The 24,730-nt window shown below is 69.3% G+C and carries 25 protein-coding genes; 10 read left to right on the forward strand and 15 right to left on the reverse strand.

Annotated features, from left to right (window positions below; all coding sequences use genetic code 11):
• Positions 1–37: 37 nt before the first annotated feature.
• The 3 genes from ABZU75_RS07760 to fdxA are packed head-to-tail and all read right to left on the reverse strand — an operon-like array spanning position 38 to position 2,160.
• Entirely contained in the window at positions 38–814 is a 777-nt protein-coding gene (locus ABZU75_RS07760; RefSeq protein WP_355550620.1) for an IclR family transcriptional regulator, read from the reverse strand.
• A gap of 54 nt (positions 815–868) precedes the next feature.
• On the reverse strand, positions 869–1,846 hold the full coding sequence (locus tag ABZU75_RS07765) for an NAD(P)/FAD-dependent oxidoreductase (protein WP_355550623.1): 978 nt from the start codon (positions 1,844–1,846) through the stop codon (positions 869–871).
• Positions 1,843–2,160: a ferredoxin gene (gene fdxA / locus ABZU75_RS07770; protein ID WP_350930253.1), complete on the reverse strand. Its 318-nt coding sequence runs from the start codon at positions 2,158–2,160 to the stop codon at positions 1,843–1,845. The genes ABZU75_RS07765 and fdxA overlap by 4 nt, the downstream gene beginning before the upstream one ends.
• 98 nt (positions 2,161–2,258) lie before the next feature.
• Between fdxA and ABZU75_RS07775 the strand changes: the two genes are divergently transcribed.
• From ABZU75_RS07775 to serB, 3 genes are all read left to right on the forward strand, one after another.
• On the forward strand, positions 2,259–3,551 hold the full coding sequence (locus ABZU75_RS07775; RefSeq protein ID WP_355550625.1) for a hypothetical protein: 1,293 nt from the start codon (positions 2,259–2,261) through the stop codon (positions 3,549–3,551).
• A gap of 84 nt (positions 3,552–3,635) precedes the next feature.
• Complete coding sequence (locus tag ABZU75_RS07780; RefSeq protein WP_350958991.1) at positions 3,636–4,427, forward strand: IclR family transcriptional regulator; 792 nt, start codon at positions 3,636–3,638, stop codon at positions 4,425–4,427.
• Between the two features lie 76 nt (positions 4,428–4,503).
• On the forward strand, positions 4,504–5,724 hold the full coding sequence (gene serB, locus ABZU75_RS07785; RefSeq protein WP_350930256.1) for a phosphoserine phosphatase SerB: 1,221 nt from the start codon (positions 4,504–4,506) through the stop codon (positions 5,722–5,724).
• Between the two features lie 42 nt (positions 5,725–5,766).
• Here the strand turns inward: serB and ABZU75_RS07790 are convergent, their stop codons facing one another.
• From ABZU75_RS07790 to ABZU75_RS07810, 5 genes are all read right to left on the reverse strand, one after another.
• On the reverse strand, positions 5,767–7,860 hold the full coding sequence (locus ABZU75_RS07790) for an FUSC family protein (RefSeq protein WP_355550629.1): 2,094 nt from the start codon (positions 7,858–7,860) through the stop codon (positions 5,767–5,769).
• Between the two features lie 59 nt (positions 7,861–7,919).
• Complete coding sequence (locus ABZU75_RS07795; protein WP_355550631.1) at positions 7,920–8,396, reverse strand: histidine phosphatase family protein; 477 nt, start codon at positions 8,394–8,396, stop codon at positions 7,920–7,922.
• A gap of 181 nt (positions 8,397–8,577) precedes the next feature.
• Complete coding sequence (locus tag ABZU75_RS07800; protein ID WP_355550633.1) at positions 8,578–10,911, reverse strand: sodium-translocating pyrophosphatase; 2,334 nt, start codon at positions 10,909–10,911, stop codon at positions 8,578–8,580.
• A 424-nt stretch (positions 10,912–11,335) separates the two neighbouring features.
• On the reverse strand, positions 11,336–11,782 hold the full coding sequence (locus ABZU75_RS07805; protein WP_355550635.1) for an ATP-binding protein: 447 nt from the start codon (positions 11,780–11,782) through the stop codon (positions 11,336–11,338).
• A gap of 2 nt (positions 11,783–11,784) precedes the next feature.
• Positions 11,785–12,135 (reverse strand): STAS domain-containing protein, encoded by a 351-nt coding sequence (locus tag ABZU75_RS07810; RefSeq protein ID WP_030916965.1) that lies wholly within the window; start codon positions 12,133–12,135, stop codon positions 11,785–11,787.
• A 262-nt stretch (positions 12,136–12,397) separates the two neighbouring features.
• Between ABZU75_RS07810 and ABZU75_RS07815 the strand changes: the two genes are divergently transcribed.
• On the forward strand, positions 12,398–14,641 hold the full coding sequence (locus ABZU75_RS07815; RefSeq protein WP_355550638.1) for a DEAD/DEAH box helicase: 2,244 nt from the start codon (positions 12,398–12,400) through the stop codon (positions 14,639–14,641).
• A gap of 74 nt (positions 14,642–14,715) precedes the next feature.
• Here the strand turns inward: ABZU75_RS07815 and ABZU75_RS07820 are convergent, their stop codons facing one another.
• From ABZU75_RS07820 to ABZU75_RS07850, 7 genes are all read right to left on the reverse strand, one after another.
• Positions 14,716–16,815 (reverse strand): hypothetical protein, encoded by a 2,100-nt coding sequence (locus ABZU75_RS07820; protein WP_355550640.1) that lies wholly within the window; start codon positions 16,813–16,815, stop codon positions 14,716–14,718.
• Positions 16,816–17,334: 519 nt separating this feature from the next.
• Positions 17,335–17,709 (reverse strand): Rv3654c family TadE-like protein, encoded by a 375-nt coding sequence (locus ABZU75_RS07825; protein ID WP_355550642.1) that lies wholly within the window; start codon positions 17,707–17,709, stop codon positions 17,335–17,337.
• A gap of 88 nt (positions 17,710–17,797) precedes the next feature.
• On the reverse strand, positions 17,798–18,178 hold the full coding sequence (locus ABZU75_RS07830) for a TadE family type IV pilus minor pilin (protein ID WP_355550644.1): 381 nt from the start codon (positions 18,176–18,178) through the stop codon (positions 17,798–17,800).
• On the reverse strand, positions 18,175–18,411 hold the full coding sequence (locus ABZU75_RS07835) for a DUF4244 domain-containing protein (protein WP_350930265.1): 237 nt from the start codon (positions 18,409–18,411) through the stop codon (positions 18,175–18,177). The genes ABZU75_RS07830 and ABZU75_RS07835 overlap by 4 nt, the downstream gene beginning before the upstream one ends.
• A 516-nt stretch (positions 18,412–18,927) precedes the next feature.
• Entirely contained in the window at positions 18,928–19,155 is a 228-nt protein-coding gene (locus tag ABZU75_RS07840) for a hypothetical protein (protein ID WP_355550647.1), read from the reverse strand.
• Positions 19,156–19,356: 201 nt separating this feature from the next.
• Positions 19,357–20,073, reverse strand: coding sequence for a GntR family transcriptional regulator (locus ABZU75_RS07845; protein WP_355550649.1), 717 nt, complete (start codon positions 20,071–20,073; stop codon positions 19,357–19,359).
• 15 nt (positions 20,074–20,088) lie between these two features.
• Positions 20,089–20,721 carry a UTRA domain-containing protein gene (locus ABZU75_RS07850; RefSeq protein WP_355550651.1) on the reverse strand — a complete coding sequence of 211 codons (633 nt, stop codon included), beginning with the start codon at positions 20,719–20,721 and terminating at the stop codon, positions 20,089–20,091.
• 158 nt (positions 20,722–20,879) lie between these two features.
• On the opposite strand from ABZU75_RS07850, the gene ABZU75_RS07855 reads away from it, so the two are divergent.
• From ABZU75_RS07855 to tmk, 6 genes are all read left to right on the forward strand, one after another.
• Complete coding sequence (locus ABZU75_RS07855; protein ID WP_355550653.1) at positions 20,880–21,596, forward strand: hypothetical protein; 717 nt, start codon at positions 20,880–20,882, stop codon at positions 21,594–21,596.
• Positions 21,593–22,015: a hypothetical protein gene (locus ABZU75_RS07860; protein WP_355550655.1), complete on the forward strand. Its 423-nt coding sequence runs from the start codon at positions 21,593–21,595 to the stop codon at positions 22,013–22,015. Before ABZU75_RS07855 ends, ABZU75_RS07860 begins: the two co-directional genes overlap by 4 nt.
• On the forward strand, positions 21,999–22,373 hold the full coding sequence (locus ABZU75_RS07865; RefSeq protein ID WP_355550657.1) for a hypothetical protein: 375 nt from the start codon (positions 21,999–22,001) through the stop codon (positions 22,371–22,373). Before ABZU75_RS07860 ends, ABZU75_RS07865 begins: the two co-directional genes overlap by 17 nt.
• Positions 22,370–22,696 carry a hypothetical protein gene (locus ABZU75_RS07870; protein WP_350930167.1) on the forward strand — a complete coding sequence of 109 codons (327 nt, stop codon included), beginning with the start codon at positions 22,370–22,372 and terminating at the stop codon, positions 22,694–22,696. The genes ABZU75_RS07865 and ABZU75_RS07870 overlap by 4 nt, the downstream gene beginning before the upstream one ends.
• Before the next feature lie 318 nt (positions 22,697–23,014).
• Positions 23,015–24,115: a radical SAM protein gene (locus ABZU75_RS07875; RefSeq protein ID WP_355550660.1), complete on the forward strand. Its 1,101-nt coding sequence runs from the start codon at positions 23,015–23,017 to the stop codon at positions 24,113–24,115.
• The gene (gene tmk / locus ABZU75_RS07880; RefSeq protein WP_355550662.1) at positions 24,112–24,714 is read left to right on the forward strand and encodes a dTMP kinase; all 603 of its coding nucleotides are present in this window, start codon (positions 24,112–24,114) and stop codon (positions 24,712–24,714) included. Before ABZU75_RS07875 ends, tmk begins: the two co-directional genes overlap by 4 nt.
• The last annotated feature ends 16 nt before the right edge of the window (positions 24,715–24,730 follow it).

Raw genomic sequence — 24,730 nt, forward strand, 5'->3', positions numbered from 1 at the left:
CGCCGTGACTTCCGCTTCCGAGCCCGCTGGCCCGCACTCAGACGGGCGTGGTGCCGCCCAGCTCGCGCGACAGCTCGCGCGCCACCCCCAGCAGCACGGCGGCGGCCTGCGTCTCCAGGTCGCCCGCGAGGGAGGCCACCGTGCCGAGGACCGCCATCGAGGCGACCACCTGGTCACCCTCGAAGATCGGCGCCGCGAGCACGCGCACCCCGTGATCCACCGGAGAGTTGATCGCGAGCCCGGTCCGCCGGACCTCCCTGAGGAGTTCACGCAGCTCCGCGGAGGCCCGCAGCCGCCGCGCGAGCCCGGGTACCTCTCCCGCGGGCAGGTAGGCGCAGAAGATCCGGCCCTGGGCCGAGCGGGTGACGTCAAGCTGCGAGCCGGTACGGACGCTCAGCCGGATGTCGCCGAGGGTGTTGTCCACGCAGCTGACCACCACCGGGCACTCACCGTTCCAGACGCTGAGCACGACCGTCTGGTTGATCTCGCGCATGAGCAGTTCGAGGTGGGGAGCGGCGGCCGCGGCGATGGGCAGCCCGGCCCGCGCGGCGGCCTCCAGCCCGAGCAGCTGGGGACCGAGCGAGTACAGCGCGCTACGCGGGTCGTAGCGGAGCAGGTTGGCCGCCCGCAACGCCCTGGCGTACCGGTGGGCGGTGGGCTTGCTGACCCCCAGGCGCGTGGTGATCTCATTGAGGCTCAGCCAGGGACGCTCGATGGTGAAACCACTCAGGATCAGCGCGGCGCGCCGCACCGTCTGGATGGCGGGCACCTCGTCGGCCACGTCGACGTCGCCGGGGTGCGCCTGATCCGCCATGCCGACTCCTCCGCACAGACCATCCGTTGGACCGGACTCTACCGACTGTCGAACTCAGGCCGCATCGGAAGAATGGCCGGGCGTGGTACCGAGGGCGGGATTCACCAGCGGCGCCAGGTTGTTGACCGCCGCGGCGGCCTCGCCGAACCCGACGGAGATCAGCCGGACCTTGCCGTCATAGTCGCTGATGTCCCCGGCGGCGAACACCCTGGGCAGGTTCGTCCTCATCGACCGGTCGACGAGGACGTGCCGTTTACGCAGCTCAAGGCCCCACTTCTGGACAGGCCCGAGGTCGGCTATGAAACCGAGCGCCGCCACCACGGTCTGGGCCGGCAGCGTGACGCGGTCGCCCTCCTTGACCTTCTCGACGACGACCTCACCGAGAAGGGGGTCACCGCCGATCTCGGCGACCTCGTACGGCGTCAGCACCCGTACCGACGACGCGTGCAGCGTCGCCACGCTGCGCTCGTGCGCACGGAAGATGGGCCTGCGGTGCACGAGCGTCACCGAGCGAGCCAGCGGTTCCAGGGCGAGTGCCCAGTCCACCGCGGAGTCTCCGCCGCCGACCACCACGACGTCGTGGCCGGCCACCTCGTCCAGCCTGCGGACGAAGTAGCGCAACCCCCGGCCCAGGTACTCCTCGCCCACGGGCAGCTCCCGAGGGGTGAAGGTGCCGATGCCCCCGGTGAGGAGCATGGCCTTGGCGCGCACCCGGGTACCCGCGTCGGTGACGACCTCCACGCCCTCCTCGCCGTGCAGCAGTTCGCAGGCGCTCTCCCCGAGCAGGAAGAGCGGATCGGCCTGAGCCGCCTGCGTCATCAGCTCGTCGACCAGCCGCTGCCCCTTCACCGCGGGGAACCCCGCGATGTCGAAGATGTCCTTCTCCGGGTAGAGCGCCGAGATCTGGCCGCCGGGCTCGGGCAGCGAGTCGATCACGGCGACGGACATGCCGCGAAAGCCCGCGTAGTAGGCGCCGTACAGCCCCGAGGGGCCCGCGCCGACGATCACCAGATCGACGTCGTACGCCGTCACGCCCCACCGCCGGGAGGCACCGCGGCGGGATGGTCGCTGCCGGTACGGCCGACCTTCCTGGCCCCGCCGGGAGAGCCCAGATCGGCGAAGAACTCGGCGTTGATCTCGGCGAACCTGGTCGCCTCCGCCGGGAGGTCCTCCTGATGGAAGATCGACATCACCGGGCAGGCGGGTTCGCACCGGCCACAGTCGACGCACTCATCCGGATGGATGTACATCATCCGGTCGCCCTCATAGATGCAGTCGACCGGGCACTCCTCGACACACGATCTGTCCTGCACGTCCACACACGCGTCGGTCACGACGTAGACCATCAGTCCTCCCTCGTCGGCAACGTGGGGGAACAGTAGGATTCAGCCGCAAGCATTGTCAATATACGAGATGGCGTCTTGCATGGAGTTAACATGTGAGCATGAAGAGCGATGCCCTGCGACATCTGCGACACGCCACGGGCGCGGCGATCTCCAGCGGGCCGATCGTCGAGGCGATCCGGGTGATGGCCGCCGGCCCCAGCCCCCGGGGCCGGGAGCGCGCGACCGCGACCCGGCTGGCGGCGTGGGCCCGGAGCCGCTGGCCCGAGCTGCCCTGGAACATCCAGGCGGTCGGGGACGAGGGGGCGAACCTGACGTCCACCGCCGGCGGCGCGGGGCCCGAACTGCTCCTCTACTCCCACCTGGACACCTCCCTGTCCGGTGACGTCGAACACGACCGGTGGACCACCGGGATCGACGAGGAGCCCGCGCCGCTCTCCGTGGATCCGGAGTCCGGCCTGCTGGCGGGTTTCGGCCTCGGCGTCGCCCGCGCACCCGCCGCCGCGGCGCTGGCGGGATACGTGGCCGCGGCCACGGCCCTGCGACACCACGGCCTGCCATACCGCCTCTCCCTGCTCCTGGCCTCGGGCGGCACGCACTCGTCGCCGTTCGCCCCCGCCGGGCCTGCGGGCATCGACGAGCATCTCCGGTCGCACCCGCTGCCCTCGGCCGCGGTGGTCGCCAAGTGCGGCCCGCGCGGCGTCCTGTACGAGGAGCCTGGAGCGATCTTCCTGCGCGTACGGCTGGGCGGCCCCTATCGGCCGGTGCTGGCCAGGGACGCGGGCGGCGGGCTCCTCGCCAACCTTGGCACCGCCACCGCGATCCTGGAGTCGTGGCGCACCGAGCACGTGGCGGCCAGGGCGGGCGCCGGCCGCCAGCTCGCCGCCGAGGCCGGCATCGGCGCGGTACGGGGAGGGCTCCTGGAGAAGCCCGACCTGCTGCCGGGCGTCGTGGAGCTCCACCTCTACCTGGTCACCGTCCCCGGCGACGACCCCGACGAGATCGTCCGGACCGTACTCGCCAGGATGCGGGCCGAAATCCCCGGCGGGCCACTGGACGGCTGCCGGGTGAGCGTGGACGCGCGGCTGGTCCATCCCGCCGGGGTGACCTCACCCGACGCCCCGGTGATCCGCCACGCGATCGCCGCCTGGCACGACGAGCACGGCGAACCCCCGCCCGCCATCTCCGGCTGGAAGGGCTCGACGGACGGAGTGGTGCTGCGCGGCCACGGGGTCCCGACCGCCAGGGTCGGCCCGGCGGCCGGATCCGACCCGGCCGACCCCCGGCGGGACGTCTTCGATCCGCGGACGCTGGTGCGCTTCGCGCGCCTGTACGCCGGGATCGCCGTCAGGCACGCGCTCGGCGATGTCGAGGAACAGGGCCATCGACATTGAATGTTCTGGATGGCAGGATGCTGTCTCGCAATGCAAAATATACTCTCGGCGCCGAGCTTCCACACATAACGCGAGGGAACCAACATGGGTGACGACCCAGTGCCTAGCCTGAAAGGTGTCGCCGGCGAGAACAGAACCCCGGCGATCCAGACCGTCCAGCGGGCCGCGATGATCCTCAGCGCGTTCACGGTGAGCCGCCCGCACCTGACGCTCAACCAGCTCACCGCCAGCCTGGGCACCAGCAAGGCTACCGCGCACCGGTACACCAAGGCCCTGCGCGAGAGCAACCTGCTCCGCTACGACGAGCGCGAGGCGCTGTACTCCCTGGGACCGCAGATCCTCACTCTCTCCGCCGCCGCCCGCGTCGGCATGCCCGTGATCGGCATCGCCGGGCCGTACATGCAGCGGCTCGTCAGGGAGATCGACGAGACCGTCGTGCTGAGCGTCTGGGACGGCGACACCGCCGTCGTCGTCCGCGTCGACGACAACACCGACCGCACCATAAGGGTCAGCGTCCGGATGGGCTCCCGCCTCTCGCGGACCGAATCCGCCCAGGGCCGGGTCTTCTGCGCCTTCCTCCCCCCGGAGGACGTTCCCGGCCTCGAAGCGCAGCTGGCCGCCTCCCCCGAGCTGCGCCAGGAGCTCGTGAAGATCCGCGAGGACAACATCTCGGCCAACACCCCCTCCGTCAACGGCGTGCGCAGTATCGCCTCCCCAGTGTTCCGCGGCCCGGTTCTGCTGGCCGCGATGGCCATCGTCGGCACGACCTCCTCGGTTCCCGCGGGCACCCACTCCCCGCTCGCCGAAGCCCTGCGGCAGACCGCGGCCGAGGTGACGGCCGAGCTGGGCAGGGAGCAGAATTCCCCTGGTCACTGACGTTCCGTGAACTCCAGGTGTCCGGATGGCGAACCGCATTCACGGTCGAAACCGGAGCCAAGTAGCGTAGGACCCGATGAACCAGCGCACGCTTCTGATCACGTTGACCGGTCCGGACCGCCCAGGCGTGACCTCACGCCTCTTCTCTGTTCTGGCCGGATTCCCCGTCGTCGTCGCCGACGTGGAGCAGGTCGTCATCCGCGGCCGGCTCACTCTCGGCGTCCTCGTCTCCTACGCGGGCGACACACCGACCGGCACCGGCGGCACCCTCGGTGCCCTCTGGACCGCCGTCGAGCGGACCGCCGAGGATCTCGGTCTGCACGTGGAGATGTCCACCGGCTCCGACCCGAAGGAGAAGCGACGCAGGGGACGGCTCAACGTCACCGTGCTCGGCGCGCCGCTGCAGCCCGCCGCCATGGCGGGCATCTCGGGGCGGATCGCCGCGGCCGGCGCCAATATCGACCGGATCGAGCGCCTGTCCAGCTACCCGGTGACCTGCATCGAGCTCTCCCTGTCCGGCGCCGACCCCGACACCCTGCGGGCCGAGCTGGCCGTCGAGGCGCACGCCCAGCAGGTGGACGTCGCCGTGCAGCGGACCGGCCTGCACCGCAGGGCCAAGCGGCTGATCGTGATGGACGTCGACTCGACGCTCATCCAGGCCGAGGTGATCGAGCTGCTGGCGGCGCACGCCGGCTGCCTGGAGGAGGTCGCCAGGGTCACCGAGGAGGCGATGCGCGGCGAGCTCGACTTCGCCGAGTCGCTGCGCCGCCGGGTCGCACTGCTGGAGGGCCTCTCCGAGGAGGTCTTCGAGAAGGTGCGCGAGGAACTCGTGCTGACCCCCGGCGCCCGCACACTGGTACGGACGCTCAAGCGGCTCGACTACCGGTTCGCGATCGTCAGCGGCGGGTTCACGCAGCTCACCGATGCCCTCGTGGAGGACCTCGGGATCGACTACTCCGCGGCCAACACCCTGGAGGTCGTCGACGGCGTGCTCACCGGGCGGGTCGTCGGGGAGATCGTCGACCGGCCTGGCAAGGCGCGGGCGCTGGAGCGCTTCGCCCGCGAGGCGGGCATCCCGATCAGCCAGACCGTCGCCATCGGCGACGGCGCCAACGACCTGGACATGATCGCGGCGGCCGGCCTCGGCATCGCGTTCAACGCCAAGCCGGTGGTCCGCCGCGCCGCGGACACCGCGGTCAACGTGCCCTACCTCGACTCGATCCTCTACCTGCTCGGCATCCCCCGCGCCGAGGTGGAGGACGCCGACGCCGAGGACGGCGTCATCACCAACCGCTGAACACACCGGCCCTGGCCGCCTTCGTCCCCCGGACGATCGCGGCTAACAGGTCCTCGGGGCGGTCAGGGAGGCCAACCGTACGGCTTCGGCGCTGAGACCCCGCAGGGCGGGCCACGCGGCGGCGGCGTGCCTGATGCTGCGCCGCAGACCCGTCATCCTGTCGCCCGCCCCCTCGGCCAGCTCGTCCAGGCGGCGGGCGGCCAGCTCGTCCACGTACGCGCCGAGTTCGTCGAGGGCTCGGTCCAGATCGTCGGGCGGCGTTCCCGGCCGGTCCGTCCTGACCCCCTCGGCGGCCCTCTCCAACCGGTCGGCGACGAGGTCGAGGACCGTCACCGTGGGCCCGGCCTCGTTCCCGGGGGGCGGTATCGCGAACAGCGCGAGCGCGTTGTCCCGCAGCCGCCCGGCCACCGTCACCGCATCCCGCAGGCGCCGCGGCGCGCCGCCGCCCGGCTCCTTGTCCAGTCCGTCGAGCGAGTCGGCGAGCCGCCCGGCGGCGTCGGACGCCGAGGAGATCCGGGCGTTCACCTCCTTGGGGTCCTGGTCGATCAGTGACCGCACCAGCGCGGCGTGCCGATCGAGCATCTCCGCGATGGCGGCGGTCAGCGTGGCCCGGTGCCCCCTGGACCACAGCAGCCGGGCGAAGAGCAGCGCCAGCACGCCACCCATGATCGTGAGCACCACCCTGGCCTCGGCCGCGCCCCAGTCGAGCGACAGGGCGAAGTCGGCCAGCATCAGCGAGAGCGGTGTCGCGAGCATCATCCAGTATCCGTAGCTGCACCCGCGCAGTGCGAAGCCCAACGCCGCGCAGACGGAGATGAACAGCGTCAGATACAGATGCCCCGGCGCGACCGCCAGCACCACCGCCCCGGCCACCGCGCCCACGGCCGTGCCCAGCACCCGCAGCCGCACCCGATCCACCGTGTCGCGATAGGTCGGGCGGAGGCTGACCGCCACGGTCACCACGAACCACTTGGCGTAGTGCTCGTGGATCACCATCATCAGCACCATGGCCGCGGTCACCGCCAGGCCCACTCTGATCGGGTGGTAACCGGTCGTGATCACCGGTTTTCCCGACCGTACGAACTTCGGCAGGCGCGGCCCCACCTCGACGCTCTCCGCAACCTGCCGCTCCACCGAGCGCACGGCCATCGCGATCCGGTCCACACACCGGGTCACCTGCCCCAGCAGCGCGGCCGCGGGCAGCGGCGCATCCCCCGCACGAGCGGTTCTGCGGATCTCCTCCACCCTGTCGGCGAACCGCCCGACGGCGGCCAGCGCCCCCGGCATCTCGGCCGAGCCGCCAAGCAGTACCGCCTCTCGCAGCGCGCGGGCCAGCGCCCCGATCGCCTCGTCCAGCTCCCGGGTCCACTCCGTCCCGGCCCTCGCCTCCACGGCCGCCGCGCGCAACACGCGCAACGCGATCGTCTGCTGGAAGATGCGGGTCAGCGTGGCCGGGAGCCGCTCCGACGACCCGTCGTCCTCCCCGGCGACCCGGTAGAGGGAGAGCGCCGCCTCCAGATCCTTGAGCGCGGTGGCGGCCCGGTGGCGCAGCGACTCCCAGCTCTCGTCCGCGAGCGGTGCCCGCCCCCCGCCGGCCAGGAGGTCGGCGAGCGCCGTACCCGCCTCCTCCACGGTCCTGCGCAGCGGCCTGCGGCGGCGTAACGGCCAGATCGTCATGACCATCAGCACGGCCAGCAGGCCACCGCAGGCCGAGGCCCCCATGTGGAACAGAACGCCCATGGTGGAAGAGCCGAAGTAGGTCAAGGTCACGGAGAGGATCGCGGGTATGCCCAGCGCCCGCCAGTAGATGCCCGCCGCCGCGACCAGGCCGACCACCACGGCCGCGATCGGCCACGGGTGGGGGTGGATGAGCGCGCCGAGTCCGGAGCCGAGCGTGACGGTGGCCGTGGTGGTGAGCAACCTTCTGACCCGGTCGCCGTACAGCTGTCCGGGGGCGTCGCCGAAGAGCGTCAGATAGCCGCCCAGAGCCACCGAGGCGCCCTCCGCGAGACGGCCGAGGAGAACGCCGAGCAGCAGCGGGAGGCAGACGACCAGCATGCACAGCAGGCCGTACGTCCAGGCGGGAGGCCCGGAGAGCCGGAAGTCGGCACGCAGCATGTCGACGAGCCTGCGCATGCCACCCCCGATCCCGGGAGCTCCCCCGTGCCTCGTTACGCCTCGTTACGCCCTGGCCCTCAGGGCTTCTTGGGGCTCCATCTGGCGATCCCGCGACCGGCGTCGAGCTCCGCCCACTCGCCGTCCACCTCGATGACGGCGAACGCCCCTGGCGGGAACCCTGCGTCGCCGCCGTCCTCCTCGGTGAGCTGCCTGATCAGCTCGTGGACGCCGGGGTTGTGACCGACCAGGACCAGCGTGCGCACCTGCGGATCACTCCGCCGGATCAGCGTCAGCAGCTCGTCGGGGTAGGCCTCGTAGACGGCCGGTTCGAAAAGGAGGTCCGCACCGGGAAGGGCCAGGTTCGCGGTCTGCCGGGTGCGCACCGACGGCGAGCAGATCACCAGGTCGGGGCGGAGGCCCCGCGCGGCGAGGGCCTCACCGACCCTGCGGGCGTCGTGCTCGCCGTCGGCGCTGAGGGGACGCTCGCGATCGGCGAGACCCGAGGCGCTGACCGCCTTGGCGTGACGCAGCACGACGAGCGTGCGCGCCGTCATCTCGAAGCCCACATGGCAAGGCCCACGATCACCGCGAACACCGCGGCCATCGCCAGCAGGATGAGGATGAGAGTTCTGCCTCCGGAGGGCTGCTGTTCCATATCGGCCAGTTTCCCACCGAGACGGTCCGCACATGCAGAAGGGGTGCACGCGGCCCGTGCACCCCTTCGTCAAACATTGCTCAGCTGGAGACCTGCTCCGGCTCGCGGTCGCTGTTGTTCTCCTCCGTCGGGGCGATGCCCGCCGAACGACGCTTGGAGATGACCACCGCGGCGATGACGACGCCCACCGCGAGCACCGTGATGCCGATGCGCAGCGTCGGGTTGTCCGCGTAGGCCACCACGGCCGGGGCGATCAGCAGCGCCACCAGGTTCATCACCTTGAGGAGCGGGTTGATCGCCGGTCCGGCGGTGTCCTTGAACGGGTCACCGACGGTGTCACCGATGATGGTGGCCTCGTGGGCCTGCGAGCCCTTGCCGCCGTGGTGACCGTCCTCGACGAGCTTCTTGGCGTTGTCCCAGGCTCCGCCGGAGTTGGCCAGGAACACCGCCATGAGCGTGCCGCACGCGATGGCACCGGCCAGGAACGCGCCGAGCGGCGCGTAGCCGAGGGCGAAACCGACGGCGATCGGGGTCAGCACGGCCAGCAGGCCGGGCGTGGCCAGCTCCCGCAGCGAGTCGCGGGTGCAGATGTCCACGACCCTGCCGTAGTCGGGCAACTCCGTGCCGGCCATGATCCCCGGCTTGGTGCGGAACTGCTCGCGTACCTCGAAGACCACCCGACCGGCCGCGCGGCCGACCGCCATGATCGCGAGGCCGGAGAACATGAACACCACCGCGGCGCCGATGATCAGGCCGACCAGCACGTTCGGGGAGTCGACGCTCAGGCTGAACGTGCTGAAGGAGCCCAGCGCCTCCTTGACGGACGCGCCCGCCTTGACCAGCTCGCTCTCGACCGCCGTACGGAACGCGCCGAACAGCGCGGTCGCGGCGAGCACGGCCGTGGCGATCGCGATGCCCTTGGTGATGGCCTTGGTGGTGTTTCCGACGGCGTCCAGCGAGGTGAGGACCTGGGCGCCCTCGCCCTCGACGTCCCCGGACATCTCGGCGATGCCCTGGGCGTTGTCGGAGACAGGACCGAAGGTGTCCATCGACACGATCACGCCGACCGTGGTCAGCAGGCCCGTGCCCGCCAGTGCCACGGCGAACAGCGCGACCGTGACGTTGCCGAAGCCCAGCAGGAACGCGCCGTAGACGGCGGCTCCGATGACCAGCGCGGAGTAGACGGCCGACTCCAGGCCGACGCTGATGCCGGACAGGATGACCGTGGCGGGACCGGTGCGGGAGCTCTCGCCGATGTCCCGCACCGGACGGCGGTTCGTCTCGGTGAAGTACCCGGTGAGGATCTGGATGGCGCTTGCCAGCACCAGGCCGATGAGCACCGCCCCGATCGCGATCAGGCGCGGGTCGGAGGTGATCGCGGCGATCTCCGGACTCACCCCGGTCAGCCCGGAGAAGCTGGCCGGCAGGTAGAGGTAGGCCGCGACCGCGACGAGGACGGCCGAGATGGCCGCCGAGATGAAGAAGCCCCGGTTGATCGCGGCCATCGCGTTGCGGTCGCCGGCGCGCGGGGCGGTGACGAAGATGCCGATGATCGCCGTGATCACACCGATCATCGGCACGATCATCGGGAACACCAGTCCCTCGACGCCGAAGGCCACCTTGCCCAGGATCAGGCTGGCGACGAGCATGACCGCGTAGGACTCGAACAGGTCGGCGGCCATGCCCGCGCAGTCGCCCACGTTGTCGCCCACGTTGTCGGCGATGGTGGCGGCGTTGCGCGGATCGTCCTCGGGAATGCCCTGCTCGACCTTGCCGACCAGGTCGGCGCCGACGTCGGCGGCCTTGGTGAAGATGCCGCCGCCGACTCGCATGAACATCGCGAGCAGCGCGGCACCGAAGCCGAAGCCCTCCAGCACGGCCGGGGCGCTGCCCCCGTAGGTGATCACCACCACGGCCGCGCCGAGAAGGCCGAGGCCAACGGTGATCATTCCGGCCACGCCGCCGGTGCGGAAGGCGATCCGCATCGCGATCTTCTCACCCGACTCGCGGGCGGCGGCGGCGACGCGGACGTTGCCGCGGACCGCCAGCCACATGCCGATGAATCCGGTCAGCGCGGAGAACAACGCGCCGACGACGAAGAAAGCCGATCTGCCGATCCGCACGCCGGTCGTCTCCGCCGGGAGGAGGTACAGCAGGAACGGGATCAGGATGACGAACAGCGCGAGCGTCCGGAACTGCCGGGTAAGATACGCCGAAGCCCCTTCCTGGACGGCTCGCGCGATGTTTTGCATACGCTCGGTGCCTTGGCCGGCGGCCAGCACTTCCCGCACCAGTGTGCCGGCGACGGCGAGTGCGAGCAGTGCCACGACGGCGACCACGATCACGATGTTGAAGTGGTAACCACTCAGGGATACCGCTGGCTCTTCGACAGCGGCGAGATGGAGCACAGACATCCGACTCTCCTTGGCAAGACGGGAACACGTCCTGCCCGGAGTGCGCTGCCGAAGTGGTTAGACGAGCGGAGCGGCGCACATCCGGGATGGTTGGCAGTGCCGCTTCCAGTTGCAGACCCCCACGGAGGACGGCTCGCGTGCGGGCCGCTCCGAAGGATAAACCTTGGCCGGTCCCGGGAGTCTACGCAGCGAGGACGCGGATATGAAGCCTCTGCCTGCGGACAATTGACGCCGAGTCCAGCACCTTTTACCGACCGGCCTGCTTATAACGGCATTTCGCCTGTCACACCTACCCCACCAGCCTCTGTTTCCACCCAATTTCGGGTGGGAAAAATCGTGGTTATATTTTGTCCAAAACTGGGTTCCGCACGACGAACAGCCGGGCGTGTCCAGATGGACACGCCCGGCTGTTCGAAGTCTTCTGTCAGGCCGGAGACAGGCCGTTCGTCGCCGCGGGCCAGCTCATGCGGATGCACATGCCCTTCTGGCTCGGGTAGACCTGAACATCGTCGGCCAGTCCCACGATGACCGCGATGCCCAGGCCGGACATCAGATCATCGGGAAGTTGCCCGAACGGATCGTCGAACCCCAGGAGGGCGCGATCCTGCTCCAGTTCGTCACTGGGGGCGGAGTCGGTGACGGTCACCTCGAAGCGCCCTGAGTCATCACGTAGCTCGATACGGATCGGCTCTCCCGGACAGTGGAGGCGGTGCGCCTCCACGGCCCGCGAGCACGCCTCACCGACAGCGAGCCGTACCTCGTCCAGCAACGACTCCTGCACACCGGTGCGTCTGGCGATCGCCGTGGCGACCAGACGCGCCGTGCGCACGTGCGCGGGGAGAGCGCTGAACGTCAGTTCGACGGTAGCCACGACTACTTGTCTCGACCGTGAGCTTCCTTGGCTTCATCAACCGAGGCGTAGATACCGAAGACCTTCGTCAGCCCGGTGATCCGGAAAATCTTCAGGATGCGCTCCTGAGTGCAGACAAGCTCCAGTGAGCCATCGTGCGCCCTAACTCGCTTGAGCCCGCCGACCAGGACACCAAGGCCCGTGGAGTCAAGGAAGTCGACCTTCTCCATGTTGACGAGCAGGTGGAAATTCCCCTTGTTGACCAGGTCGATCAGGAGCTCACGCAATCTGGGCGCGGTGTAGACATCAATCTCACCCTCGACCTCAACGATGGTGAGACGGTCCTCGGAATGGTGGTCCAACTTCAGATCCACAGATCCTCCAGCGCCTTGCCTGCGAAAGTACCGATTCGAGCATGCCCTCCTGGGACCGGATGACCCCCGGACGACAAGCCCCGACGCGCGGCATTCAACCATGCGTACGCTCAGTGTCTATACGAAATCACGATTCCCGGCGACTCTGCCCACAGATGTGAGACTGAAACCAGTGACCCCGCCCTCATCCTCGCCCCTCCGAGCGGGTAACGCCCTCAATCGCCTGCTCGATGTTCCCGCACGTCGCGCGCGTGTCACCCATGTGGAACACGTTCCCGCACGTCAGGCCGGTAAGACCCGGTGGCCGGACTGGGTTGACCAGCGATTGGTTACGCGCTGGGCGAACCACGGCGTTTCTGGCCTGTGGCCGCATCAGGCCGAGGCCGCCGAGCTGGCCCACCGTGGCCAAAACGTGATCATCTCCACCGGGACCGCCTCGGGCAAGTCCCTCTCCTACCTGGTCCCGGCGCTTTCCGCGACGCTCGACGGCGGCACGATCCTCTACCTGTCCCCCAGCAAGGCTCTGGCCGCCGACCAGCTCCGCACGCTGCGCGAGCTCGACCCGCCCGAGCTCCGTGCCGCCACCTATGACGGCGACACCTCCTTCGAGGAGCGGACCTGGGTACGCAGGCACGCCAACTACGTCCTCACCAACCCGGACATGCTCCATCGCGGCCTGCTGCCCCGTCACGCCCAGTGGTCGGCCTTCTGGCGGCGGCTCCGGATGGTCGTCGTGGACGAGTGCCACGGCTACCGAGGCGTGTTCGGCTCCCACGTCGCCCAGATCCTGCGCCGCCTGCGCCGGATCTGCGCGCGCTACGGCTCACACCCGACCTTCCTGCTCTCCTCGGCGACGGCCAGCGAGCCCGGGGCCTTCGCGAGACGTCTGACAGGCCTCCAGATGGCCGAGGTGACCACGGACGCCTCTCCCCGAGGCTCGACCACCTTCGCACTGTGGGAGCCGCCCCTGACCGATCTGCGGGGCGAGGGCGGGGCACCCGTCCGCCGCCCCGCGACCGCCGAGAGCGCGGACCTCCTGGCCGACCTCGTCGTCTCCGAGGTGCGGACCCTGGCCTTCGTCCGCTCCCGGCGGGCCGCCGAGTCCGTGGCCCTCACCACGCGGGCCAGGCTCGGCGACCTCGTCGCCGACGGGAGCGTGCCCGCGGACCTGCCCGACAAGGTGGCGGCCTACCGGGCGGGCTATCTGGCCGAGGATCGCAGGGGGCTGGAAAAGGCACTGCGTTCGGGCGAGCTGCTCGGCCTGGCGACGACCAACGCCCTGGAACTCGGCGTCGACGTCTCCGGGCTGGACGCCGTGCTCATCGCGGGGTGGCCGGGAACCCGGGCCTCACTCTGGCAGCAGGCCGGGCGGGCCGGAAGGGACGGGCAGGACGCGCTGGCGGTGCTGATCGCCAGGGACGACCCCCTGGACACCTATCTCGTCCACCATCCCGAAGCCCTGTTCGGCAGGCCGGTGGAGACGATCGTGCTCGATCCCGGCAATCCGTACGTGCTGGGCCCCCACCTGTGCGCGGCGGCCGCCGAGATCCCGCTGACCCACGACGACCTGGACATCTTCGGCCCCACCAGCAAGGAGGTGCTCGCGGACCTGGTCGGTGACGGGCTGCTCAGGGAACGCGCCGCGGGCTGGTTCTGGACCAGCAGGGGACGCGCCACCGATCTCGCCGACATCCGCGGGTCGGGCGCCGCGCCGGTCCAGGTCGTCGAGATGTCCACCGGACGGCTGCTCGGCACCGTGGACGAGCCCTCGGCTCACTCCACCGTGCACGCCGGCGCCGTCTACGTGCACCAGGGAGAGACGTTCCTGGTGGCCGAACTCGACCTGGAGGCGGGGGTCGCGCTGGTCGAGGCCGGGGCCCCCGACTACACGACCTTCGCCAGGGATGTCACCGATATCTCGGTCATCGAGTCCCTCGGCTCGCACCCCCTCGGTCCTGGAGAGCTCCACTTCGGCTCGGTGGAGGTGACCAGCCAGGTCGTGGCCTATCTCAAGCGCCGGGCCCAGAGCGGCGAGCTCATGGGAGACGAACCCCTCGACCTGCCCCCGCGCACGCTGCGGACCCGCGCCGTCTGGTGGACGCTGCCCACCTCGGCGATCATTCCCCTGATCGAGGACGGCCTGGACCTCGGCGGCGCCGCGCACGCGGCCGAACACGCCTCCATCGGCCTGCTGCCGCTCTTCGCGACCTGCGACCGCTGGGACATCGGAGGCGTCTCCACCGAACTCCACGCCGACACGGGGCTGCTCACCGTCTTCGTCTACGACGGGCACGAGGGCGGCGCCGGCTTCGCCGAGCGCGGTTACGCCCGCGCGCGCGACTGGCTCACGGCCACCCGCGAGGCCATCGCCTCGTGCGAGTGCGAACGCGGCTGCCCCTCGTGTATCCAGTCCCCCAAGTGCGGCAACGGCAACGAACCCCTCGACAAGGCCGGAGCCCTCCGCCTGCTGGCCGTCCTGCTCTCCTCCGACGAGCTGCGGATGTGAGGGCCGCGGATGTGAGGGCCGCGGAACACACCGGCAGCGGGCCGGGGCGCCGGCCTGCCGGAGACTGTGACGGATCAGCTCGTATCGGGGGTGAAGCGATGCCCCGAGGGTGAGAGGCCATCGCGATCTCGTCGCTCGTCGTCGTTACGGTCCTCGGCCCAGAAATCGGTCGCGCCGGGCTGCGGGCGCTCCCAGAACCCGCTGTCCTCCATGGAACGGGGCGCGGGCGGAAGGTAGTCGTCCCACCGGTCAGCCGTCCGGGCCGCGGCCTGGCCGACATCACCGGCCTCGGAGAGCGGCACTGCGCCGGGAGCGGGACCCGCGTCCGGCCGTCCAGCGTGACCTGCCTGCCAGGTCTCCGCGTACTCGGCCTCCGCGTATTCAATCTCCGCGTGCTCAATCTCCGCGTGCTCAATCTCCGCGTGCTCAATCTCCGCGTGGTCGCCCTCCGCGTGCTCGCCCTCTGCCTGGCGGGTCCCCGCCCGCTGTGCCTCCGTCTCGCGGTCAGCGGCTTTCCGAACCGAGGCCAGCCGAACCGAAGCCGGCTGAACCGAGATCGGCTGAACCGGGGCATCCCTGATCGAGATGCGCTGAGCCGGGACGCGCCGGGCTGGAGCCGGCTCGGCCGAGACGTTCCGCTCCGGCACGGACCGATCCGGGGCAGACCGATCCGGAGACTGCCCGGGAGAGTGGGGGCGGACCGAACCACGGGAATCGGGCGACGGGCTCCCCGGGGCCAGGCCGGTCTTGACCACGGCGAGAATGACCGCGGGACGCCGTGGATCGACAGTGACAGCGATGCCGCCCTTGCCCGCCACACCACCCCTGCCGCCGCTGCCGGTCGTGCCACTCCTGTCCGCCGTACCGCCTCGGCCCGCCGTCCTGGCGTCCCCCGTCGAGTCCCTCCCACCGAGTGGCTCGGGCGTGAAGGGCGTGGTCTGCCCGTCGCTCCATCCACCACGGCGCCTGTCTCCGCCGGCGGAACCGTCCTCCGCGGCCAGTAGCCTGCGACGGATCCAGGCGCCACCGTGCGCGCCGAGAAGCAGCAGGACGAGAGCACCGGCGATGAACATGCCGTACTGACTCATACCGCCGGTCGGTACGTCAGATGACCCTGCTGTGGTGTTCGTATTCGGGGCGGAGTCCGCCTCGGTCTCGCCGGCCGCTCCGGAGTCGGGGGCACTGTCCGCGCCTTCCTTCTTCTCCCGATCGCCGCCGGTCCCCTCATTCGTCTCCTCGGCCGGCTCGGCGACCGACGAGGTGGCGTCGCCGCCGTTCTCCGCCTTTTCCGAAACCCCGGGCTTCTCCGTTGACGCGCCCGCTGTTCCCGACGGCCGATTCGAGGCCGCCGTGGGCTTCTTCGCGGGCAACTGCGGAAGGTCGTGGACTCCGGCCTGCTTGTTCTCGCTCCTGTTCCCGCTTTTCTCGGTGTTCTGCCGACTGCCCGTGTCGCTCTGGTGCGATCCGCTCCGGGTGCCGGAACTCTCCTGGCCGCCGGTTTTCCTGCCGCTCTTCGCCACCGTGGCCGCCGGCACCTTCACCGAGGCGCCGGCCGAGTTACCTGAGGAGAGCGTGCCGCCACCGCCGTTGCCGCGCAGGGCCCGCACCGTGAACCCGATCCGCTGTCCGGCCGCCTTCCCCGGAACGGCCAGGGTCGCCCTGCATGAACCACCGGAACACGCGCTGCCCACCCGCACGGACCCGACCCTGCCGGTCCGGCTCGTGGAGATCACGTAACCCTGCAGGTCGGGCTCGGCACCCCTGCTCCATCTGACGACCACCTGCTTGCCGTACAACCGGGCGCTCACCCCGCTCGGCGTCGCCGGAGGAACGGCCTGGACCAGGGTCCTGCTGGTCTGGTGCCATTCGGCTCCGAGCACCTTGCCCCGCTGTTCAAGCCTGATCCGGTAACTGCCGTTCCGGTGATAACGAGGATTCCAGGCGTAGGAGACCTTTTGATCTCCCTTCGCCACCTGCCTGCCATTGACGAAAAGGACCGCGTCGAACAGAAGATCGACTCTGCCGGAAAGGATCACTGTGCTGTTGGAGGTCACCCGGGACGGGGCCTTCAGCCGCGCCACGGCCTGCGCCGGATTCGCGGCGGTGAGCACGAAGGACATGGATATGATCGGCGCGATCACCGCCATGGCGACCAGTCTGCGAACTGTTGTCACGACGTTTCCCTTCGTCGAGAACCGCGCGCCAGTCGGCCATCCGCCACCCGTACGGTCACCCGGCGGCCAGGCCGTTCCCTCCTCCCGACCGGCTCGCACCGGCTCCGCCCTCCGGCCCCGAGGTCGCGAGACCGCCCGATGATGTCGTGTGACCTGGCGATTCGCATCTCACCCTCCCCAGGCCGATCGGGAAACAGCACGGATCACCGGTAAGCGGCACCTTACGTGAGCTTTCGGACTCTTGGACACGCCGTCCAAGAAGTCGTGATTTTATTGCGACCTTGTTTCCCGAAGGCTTCGTACACCCGGTTTCCTGAAGACTTCCGTCCGCCGATTCTCGGTGTCCGTCTGTGCGGAGCAGTGCTCTGCCGCGTTGCCGTCGCGGCGTTTCCTTGGCGGGGGCTCCCATTTCATCGGTGCGTGCCCGGCGCGGATGTCTGTTCCTGCCGCATCCGCCCTTTGAAGCCGTACTCAACTGCTTTCCGGTCGGCTCCCATCGGATTCCTGACGTGCTTTCCTTCACCGGCCTGAATCAGCAATGTGGACAGGGCCGGCACGTGCCCTGGCGTTGATCGCCACCTCTCCCTTCAGGGGAAGCGAGACGTCCATGGTCACCTCGATCTCCGCGATGCCGTCATTTCCCACGGAACAGCGGATGACCCTGACCCCGTTGTCCACAGCGAGCAGGGAGGCCCTCGCGCAACTCCGGTCCGGGTCCGCGAAGGCCAGCCGAGCGGCGGTGAGCGCGCTCAGGTCGGCGGCACTCTGCGCTCGGTGGCGCGCGACCCGAGCCGTGCCCGCGACCATGACCGCCGCCGCGACCGCGAAGAGCAAAGCCATGAGCCCGACCGTCCAGATGGTGGCCGACCCCCGCTCAGCCCCACCGTCATCCATATCCTGCGGGCAGGATCTGCCCTTCGTGAGGCGGCGGGAGCGGCTTGACGAGAAGCCGCTCTCCCCAGGAAGCGGAGGAGTCACGGGCCTACCACTCCAGTCCGGGCTCGGTGACGGAGGCGGCACTCGCGTGCACGGTGACGCCCGGGAGTGAGGCGCCCCAGCGCGGCCTGACGTTCACCGACACCTCCACCCGTGCCATCTCCGCGCTTCGGGTCACCACGACGGTCGCGCCCGCAGGAGCCACGGACAGGACGCTGCCTCGGACCCGCTCCAGCGATTCACCGCGCGAGGCGGCCCGAGCCCCGGCCCGGGCCGCGTCCACGCACTCCAGCTGCGCCTCGACCGCTGACACCGCCCACAGCCCGGCTCCCAGCACGACCAGGAGGGCGGGCAGCACCGCGGCCGTCTCCGCGGTCACCGACCCCCTGGTCCGACGGGAGAAGATCGCTGCCATGGGGAGGGTCATCCCGCCACGGTCAGCGCTCGGTTGATCAGAGTTGTGATCATCTGTTGGACGTCGGGACTCGTCACCACCTTGAAGAGAAGGGCGGCGAAGGCACAGGCGGCGATCGTTCCGACCGCGTACTCCGCGGTGGACATGCCACGATCACGGCGCGCGCCGGTGGTAAGCAGCGCCCACCGGGCACGCAGCCACCGCAACCGATCACGCCGCACACGAAGCGCGCTCGTTCGAGCCATCTGCTCCTCCTGGAGATCCCCGCCGGACCCACCGCCCGGCATCGGTCACGCCAGGGTTCTCCATGCGCCTGCGGTCCCGTCGACCCGAACGCCATTCTGTGGATAACTCCGTAGGCCAACCCCTCGATTGGGGATACCGCGCCCAGGCGCCGGGCAGTGCGCGCGGGTCGGCATGACCCCGCACGAACGCGAAGATGATCCATCACCCTTCGTCGGTGATGGCCCGCCGCCCTTCCGCGAGGAACGTCGGACTCTCCACAGCCAGGGAAAACATGGCACAACGCCAAAGCGCGAAACACCCTCCAACCGAAGGAGGCCACTTCAGGCCCTAGATGGTGAGATTTCAGGATGACTGTCCACAGGCCCCACCAATCTTCTGTGGATAACCCGGAGATTTGACGAAAAACCTGTGGATAACCCAAGGAGGCAGCCGACGTGACCGCTCGACCTGGCGGCATTCACAAACGGGCGAAGAATCACAGGCCATGTCATCCAGGCGAATGCTCGGGACGTCTCTCACACATCCCCACACGAGCGGGCCGCCTCGACATCGTCACCTGACCCGCCGTGGTTCCAGATCAGGCGGCCGAGCTCGGCGGCGAGGTTACCCGCCCTGCGCATCAGCCGGGTCGAGTACGGGCCGAGCAGGATGTCGCAGCGATTCGCCAGTCCGCAGAGCACGGCTTCCAAGACCTTCGGATCGCTCTGGTCGTCCTCGGCCACCAACTCCAGGGCACCAATCACGGCATGTCAGATTTCCAGGCCGAGCCGGGCCTGCGTGCCGAAACGGGCGTGCTTACCGGTCAGGGATAGGGCAGCTCCGATGGTGAGTGTCACCACCTCTTCACCTCGTATCGGAAACTGTGGCTGTCAGCGGACACGGTCGACGTTCACTGCCACCGCGGACGGCCAGAGCCTAGGGGCCTGGGCCCTAAGCACGGTCCATCAGTCGACGACCTGCTGATACGAGAGCTCGTAGAGGTGGCCACCCTTGATCAGGATTGAGGCCTCCACCGGCCGCCTCAGGTCGCTGTAGATCACCCGAAACTGGCGAAATACCGGTACATCGGTCGGAAGGTCCAGCCTCTCGACCTCCTTCGTGGTGGGTTGCCGAACCGAGATGCGGTCCTCGAAGTGTCGCTCCGGAAACCCGAGATCGGCCAATGCTTGAGGTGCCCCGCCGCGAATCTTTCCACGACCTGCCAGGGGACTTCCGGAGGCGATGTGGGGTGGGTAGTACGACCATGACAGCTCCACGGGCGCGCCGTCGTGCAGCAGTAGCCGGTGACGCATGATGACCAGATCGCTGTGCGGAATGGCGAGAGCCGCAGCGACGTCGGTCGGCGGTTCCACCTCGCCGACCTGAAGCAGCTCGTAGCTGTAGCCACGTGGAGCTGGGGCTTTGTAGGTAGCGGCTTCGACAACAAAGGGCTGCCCGTCTCGCACGAAAACGCCTTTTCCTGCGTGGCCACGTACGAACCCTTCCTCCTTCAAGGATTGCAGAGCACGCTGGATCGTCGCGTTGGCTGCGCTGAAGCGCGCCACCAGGTGTGGTGTCGAAGGGAGCTGCTGGCCCGGCTTCAGAGCGCCGGACATGATCTCAGCGCGCAGCTCTGCGGCGATCTGCTGATGACGAGGACGAGGGTCCAGCCGCCTTGCCAAGATTGTCAGGTCTCCTCATTGGATGATCATTTTGTATCGCAGTTCACGCCCGTCGGCGATCATCGTCATTACGGCGACCTCAATCGGCGCCCCGTCGTTGGTTCGTAGCACCCGAGTGAGGACCAGGACCCAGTCCTCCGGCCGGACATCAAGCAGGTCTTGCTCTGGAAGGGTTGAGGGGCGCGCTATGACGCCTTCCTCTGCACTGTGTGGTTGGTAGCCGAGTTCGGCAAGCATGGTAGGGGCTCCGCCCGGAATCTTGCGCGCTTCGGCCAACGGTGTGTCGCGGGCGATCGTCACGGGGTAGTAGGAGTCTGCGAGTTCTGTCGGACGCCCGTCCAGGAGTACCAGTCGGCGACGAACAATCGCGGTGTCCCCTGGATCGAGGCCGAGGACTTGAGCAACCGCTTGTGGCGGGTGGACCTCTTCCACGGTGCGGAGTTGATGAGTGCCGATGTGACCTTGCTGAGCGGCCTCTTCCGCCCAGGGATCTGACTCTCCAGGACGGCGAGGTCTCACGTAGGGCGCAGAAACGCTGACCCAGCCTGTGTCCGCCATGCGCTCCTCCATGGTCACGAAAGGCCATTTAGCAGCCACCGTACCGGTTCGACAACATGCCGGGTTGGTTGAGGATAGCCACTTCAGCATGAGTACATCATTGCCGCCTTTCGCGAATGGCAGTAAGGTTGGCGAACGAGTCGGCGCCCGAGGGCTGGGGTATTCGGTCCCCCTCCAGACACAAGTCGGGCCCGGCAGGCGCTCGCAACGCCGTACCGGACCCTTGATCAGGAATGAGGCCCTGACCCATGAGCAACCGTAGTACCCCGGTCCTCAACCGGACCACGGCGAGCGGCTGCGGCTGCTTCGCCGAAGCCCCACCCATGCCGATGGGTTGCGCCGTCTGCGGGCACGCACCCTATGCACACGGCTGCCCCCGCCAGACCGCCGATCACGAGTACGCGCAGCCGTCCGGTGAGCTGATGGCCGAGCGCTTAGACGTGCGCCGTCAGTTCGGCCTGGGCCGGACCCTGCCGACCTTTGAGCCCGCCCACGAGGTCACCGCGCAGCCGACGCCGCTGGTGCCTGCGCCCCGCCAGGCCGAGCGCGAGACGGCATTGGCCCACACCCGGCCCGCCGGGCGTACGGACACGCGCCGCCCGGTCATGCCCAGCGCCCACCCGCACCGGCCGGTCGAGACACAGGAGAACCGCGCGGCCCGCCTTGCGCTCGCCCGGGATCCGCGCGCCCGCCGTCGAGCCCGCGTCGCGGCCCGCGCGCACGAGCCCGCGCCCCACAGCGGCGCCCCATCCCTGAACGTGGGCCAGGAAGCGAGACGCCTGCGACACGCAGAGCCGATAGCCCGGCCGCCGCTCACCCCGGTGCCAGGCGTTCCCGATGTGGCCCCCCACCCGCCGCACCAGACTCTCCCGCCGGGGCTCGCCGTCACCCCCGGCCGGGACCACTCCCCGGACGCCCCTTTGTCCTGGCGACAGCATCCGCACTGGCAGGAGGTCGCGGCATGAACACGACCCCGGAGCGGGGCGACACCCCCGCGTGCAGGTGCGGTGGTGAACCCGCCTCCCCGATGACCGCCGCCACGCCGTCGACCGCCGTGCAGTACGCCCAGGACCTGGCCGCCGTACTGGCCGAGGTTCACCACATCCGCGCGGACGTCCACGAGCTCGCCTCCGGCAACGCCATCGTCTCCGTCCACCACGGGCTGCTCGCCTACACCGATGGCGAGAGGTTCTGGTGGACCAGTCCCGAACTCAACCGCGCAGGCAGCCCGCTGCTCAGCTCCGAGCCGACACTGCTCGCGGCTGCCGGACAGCTCGCCGAGCACTACGCCATCCTGCGCACCAAAGACGCGGCCGATGTGGTGCGCAATGGACTGCCGCTGCTGGCCGACGTGATTCTGGCCGAGCATGTCGACCCGCGCTGACGCCGACGCGGCCCGAGCCGCCCAGCAGGTACAGAAGTACGCGCCCACCTGGCTGGTCATCTGGAGCCTGCGCCACCGGCGTTTCGAGGCCTGGCAGTGCACCGACCCGGCGCGCTGCCACATCGTCCACGCGACCAGCGCCGCTGAGCTGTGGGACCTCATGGAGCGAACAGAGCTCGCCCTCTGGCGGACCTCACCGCACGACGCCACGCCACCCACACCCGATGCGGCCGGTCGTCCGGGTTCGCCACTCCCGGTGGCCCCGGAGCTCGTTCCCCACTCTCGCGCTCTGCCACCGGGCCACCCCGAACGAGCTCCGGAGCCATGCCCCTCGTCGCAGGACAGGAGCCGGCCGTGATTCCGCCCTACGACACCCCTGCGGGCGATCGGCTGAGCGCGGCCACCTGGCACCCCGGTGCCATCGCCGCCCTCAAGCACCTGCGCACCGAGCTCCACACCCACCGCATCTATCCGACCATCTCCTACGACGAAGGCCAGCCCCGCCTCATCGTCAGCGCCGGGCTGACCGTGTGGACCGACCAGGCGGGCACAGTCTTCTGCTGGGGCACCTCCTTCATGGAGGAACCCGCCGACCAGGCACCGGCCGAGGACCTTCCCCAGGCCGCGCGCCGAATCGCCGGACGACTCGGGAAGCACTACGCCGAACCCGCCTCACCCTGAGCAGCGCGGCGGCACGGCGATCCACCTCCCGTGCCGCCGCACCCCAACTCTCCGCAGGCAGTGGCGCACCACCAGGGGCCGCTCGCGGGGTAGACGGCCAGACGAGGCTTTGACCATGGGTTCGTCCAACCACGGCGGTGCCCCGTCAGGGGTGGCGGGGAGCATCGCCCAAGGCGGGACAGGAAAGACAGACACCGTCTGGTCTGAATCTGTACGGCTAGTCATCCTGAACGCAGACACACGGTAACCAGCGAACCCCACCCCTTTTCGGTCACTTTGAGCACTTGTTTCGTTACAAGCTCTACCAGAGGGAGAACCGTGAAACGTCTCATCGTCGACACCCACGCCAGCTCCTGCTACTTCCGGACATCGGTCGGAGGAGACGAGCGCAAAGCACTGGTACAGATCACCGAACGCTGCAACCTGCACTGCGCCCACTGCTTCGTCTCCTCCGGCGACTGGGGCGAGCACATGCGCCTGGAAGACCTCGTCGAGACCGTATTCCCGCGGCTGCGCCGCGCCCGGGTCCAGCGCCTGACCCTGACCGGCGGCGAACCGTTCGTCCACCCGAACATCATGGACATCTGCCGCGCCGTCGCCGACATGGGGCTTCCGCTGGGAATCTGCACCAACGCCACGCAGACCACGCCCGAGCAGATCACCGCCCTAGCCGGCCTCGGCAACGTCCACATCAACGTCAGCTTCGATGGGTTCCGACCCCAGAGCCACGGCAAGTTCCGCGGCAATGTGGCCTCCTTCGAGACCACCTTGGCCACCGCCCGCGCCTTCGCCGAGGCGGGCCTGCTGCAAGGACTGCTGTCCACGCCCAACGCACTCACCCACGTGGAGGAGTTCGCCGCACTGTGCTCCTTCGCCGTCGAAGTCGGCGCCGAGTACGTGCTGATGAACCCGCTGTCGTCGTTCGGCCGCGGAGTGAAGAGCCAAGGCCGCCTGGCCGCCGACACCGGCAAGATGCGCGCCATCCATGACGTCACCGAACAGTTCCACGAGCAGGGCATCGATATCGTCCACATCCGCTTTCCCAACGACGACGGCAAGCCACTCGCCGGCTGTGACGCCGGCAAGCTCATCTACGTCTTCGCCGACGGGCTCACCGCGGTCTGCCCCTACCTGGTGTTCGCCGCCCGCACCCCGCAGTCGCCCTACTCCGACCGTGAGTTCCTGGTCGGCAACATCCTGCACGAGGAGGTCGCACAGGCCCTCGACGCCTACAACCTGACCGGCACGCTCGGCATGGGCGCCAACCCCACCTGCGGCTCCTGCTCGATGAACACCGCTTGCGGTAAGGGGTGTCCGGCCGCGCTCATCTCCCGGGGGCAGCGGATCGGTGAGGTGGACACCGAACAGTGCCCCGTCGCCGACGGCCCCCTGTTGCAGATCACCACCCGCCCGTCATGACCGGCGGCCTGTTCGTCGCGGTGGAAGGCCCCAACGGCGTCGGCAAGACCACCGCCGTCACACGCCTGGCTGACCGGCTTCGCGCGAGTGGTCGAAACATCCACGTGACCACCGAACCGTCCGACACACCTCTGGGGCGTCTGATCCGCACCAGCGAAGGCGCACTGACCGGCCGGGCCTTGGCCCTGGCGGTGGCCGCCGACCGATACGCCCACCTCGACGCCGAGATCCTCCCGGCACTCGCCGACGGGAAGATCGTGATCAGCGACCGCTACGTGCAGTCCTCCCTGGTGCTCCAGCGCCTCGACGGCCTGCCCTTGAGAGAGATCTGGCGTTACAACGCTCATGTGTCACCCGCGTCCCTATCCTTCTACCTGCACCACACCCCCGAAGTGCTATGGCAGCGGTTGGAACAGCGCGCTAGGCGGTCACGCCTGGAGCGTGTCGGCTCGCCCCGGCGAGAGCTCGACCTGTACGAGGACGCGTTCGGCTTTCTTGCTGCTCGCGGCTGGCGTCAGGCCCGGATCGACTGCCGTGATCTGACCCCGGACGGCGTAGTGGCGCAGCTCCTCCAACACCTGGAGCAGCTCGAAACGTGATACGAGATGAGGTGAG

Origin of the sequence: Streptosporangium sp. NPDC005286 (genome assembly GCF_040607515.1) — a bacterium.
Lineage (GTDB): Bacteria > Actinomycetota > Actinomycetes > Streptosporangiales > Streptosporangiaceae > Streptosporangium.

Coding starts and splice junctions, on each gene's coding strand:
- ABZU75_RS07760 (WP_355550620.1), bottom strand. CDS start 814: ATGGCGGATCAGGCGCACCCCGGCGACGTCGACGTGGCCGACGAGGTG.
- fdxA (WP_350930253.1), bottom strand. CDS start 2,160: ATGGTCTACGTCGTGACCGACGCGTGTGTGGACGTGCAGGACAGATCG.
- ABZU75_RS07775 (WP_355550625.1), top strand. CDS start 2,259: ATGAAGAGCGATGCCCTGCGACATCTGCGACACGCCACGGGCGCGGCG.
- ABZU75_RS07780 (WP_350958991.1), top strand. CDS start 3,636: ATGGGTGACGACCCAGTGCCTAGCCTGAAAGGTGTCGCCGGCGAGAAC.
- serB (WP_350930256.1), top strand. CDS start 4,504: ATGAACCAGCGCACGCTTCTGATCACGTTGACCGGTCCGGACCGCCCA.
- ABZU75_RS07790 (WP_355550629.1), bottom strand. CDS start 7,860: ATGCGCAGGCTCGTCGACATGCTGCGTGCCGACTTCCGGCTCTCCGGG.
- ABZU75_RS07795 (WP_355550631.1), bottom strand. CDS start 8,396: ATGACGGCGCGCACGCTCGTCGTGCTGCGTCACGCCAAGGCGGTCAGC.
- ABZU75_RS07800 (WP_355550633.1), bottom strand. CDS start 10,911: ATGTCTGTGCTCCATCTCGCCGCTGTCGAAGAGCCAGCGGTATCCCTG.
- ABZU75_RS07825 (WP_355550642.1), bottom strand. CDS start 17,709: ATGGATGACGGTGGGGCTGAGCGGGGGTCGGCCACCATCTGGACGGTC.
- ABZU75_RS07830 (WP_355550644.1), bottom strand. CDS start 18,178: ATGACCCTCCCCATGGCAGCGATCTTCTCCCGTCGGACCAGGGGGTCG.
- ABZU75_RS07835 (WP_350930265.1), bottom strand. CDS start 18,411: ATGGCTCGAACGAGCGCGCTTCGTGTGCGGCGTGATCGGTTGCGGTGG.
- ABZU75_RS07850 (WP_355550651.1), bottom strand. CDS start 20,721: ATGCTGAAGTGGCTATCCTCAACCAACCCGGCATGTTGTCGAACCGGT.
- ABZU75_RS07855 (WP_355550653.1), top strand. CDS start 20,880: ATGAGCAACCGTAGTACCCCGGTCCTCAACCGGACCACGGCGAGCGGC.
- ABZU75_RS07860 (WP_355550655.1), top strand. CDS start 21,593: ATGAACACGACCCCGGAGCGGGGCGACACCCCCGCGTGCAGGTGCGGT.
- ABZU75_RS07865 (WP_355550657.1), top strand. CDS start 21,999: ATGTCGACCCGCGCTGACGCCGACGCGGCCCGAGCCGCCCAGCAGGTA.
- tmk (WP_355550662.1), top strand. CDS start 24,112: ATGACCGGCGGCCTGTTCGTCGCGGTGGAAGGCCCCAACGGCGTCGGC.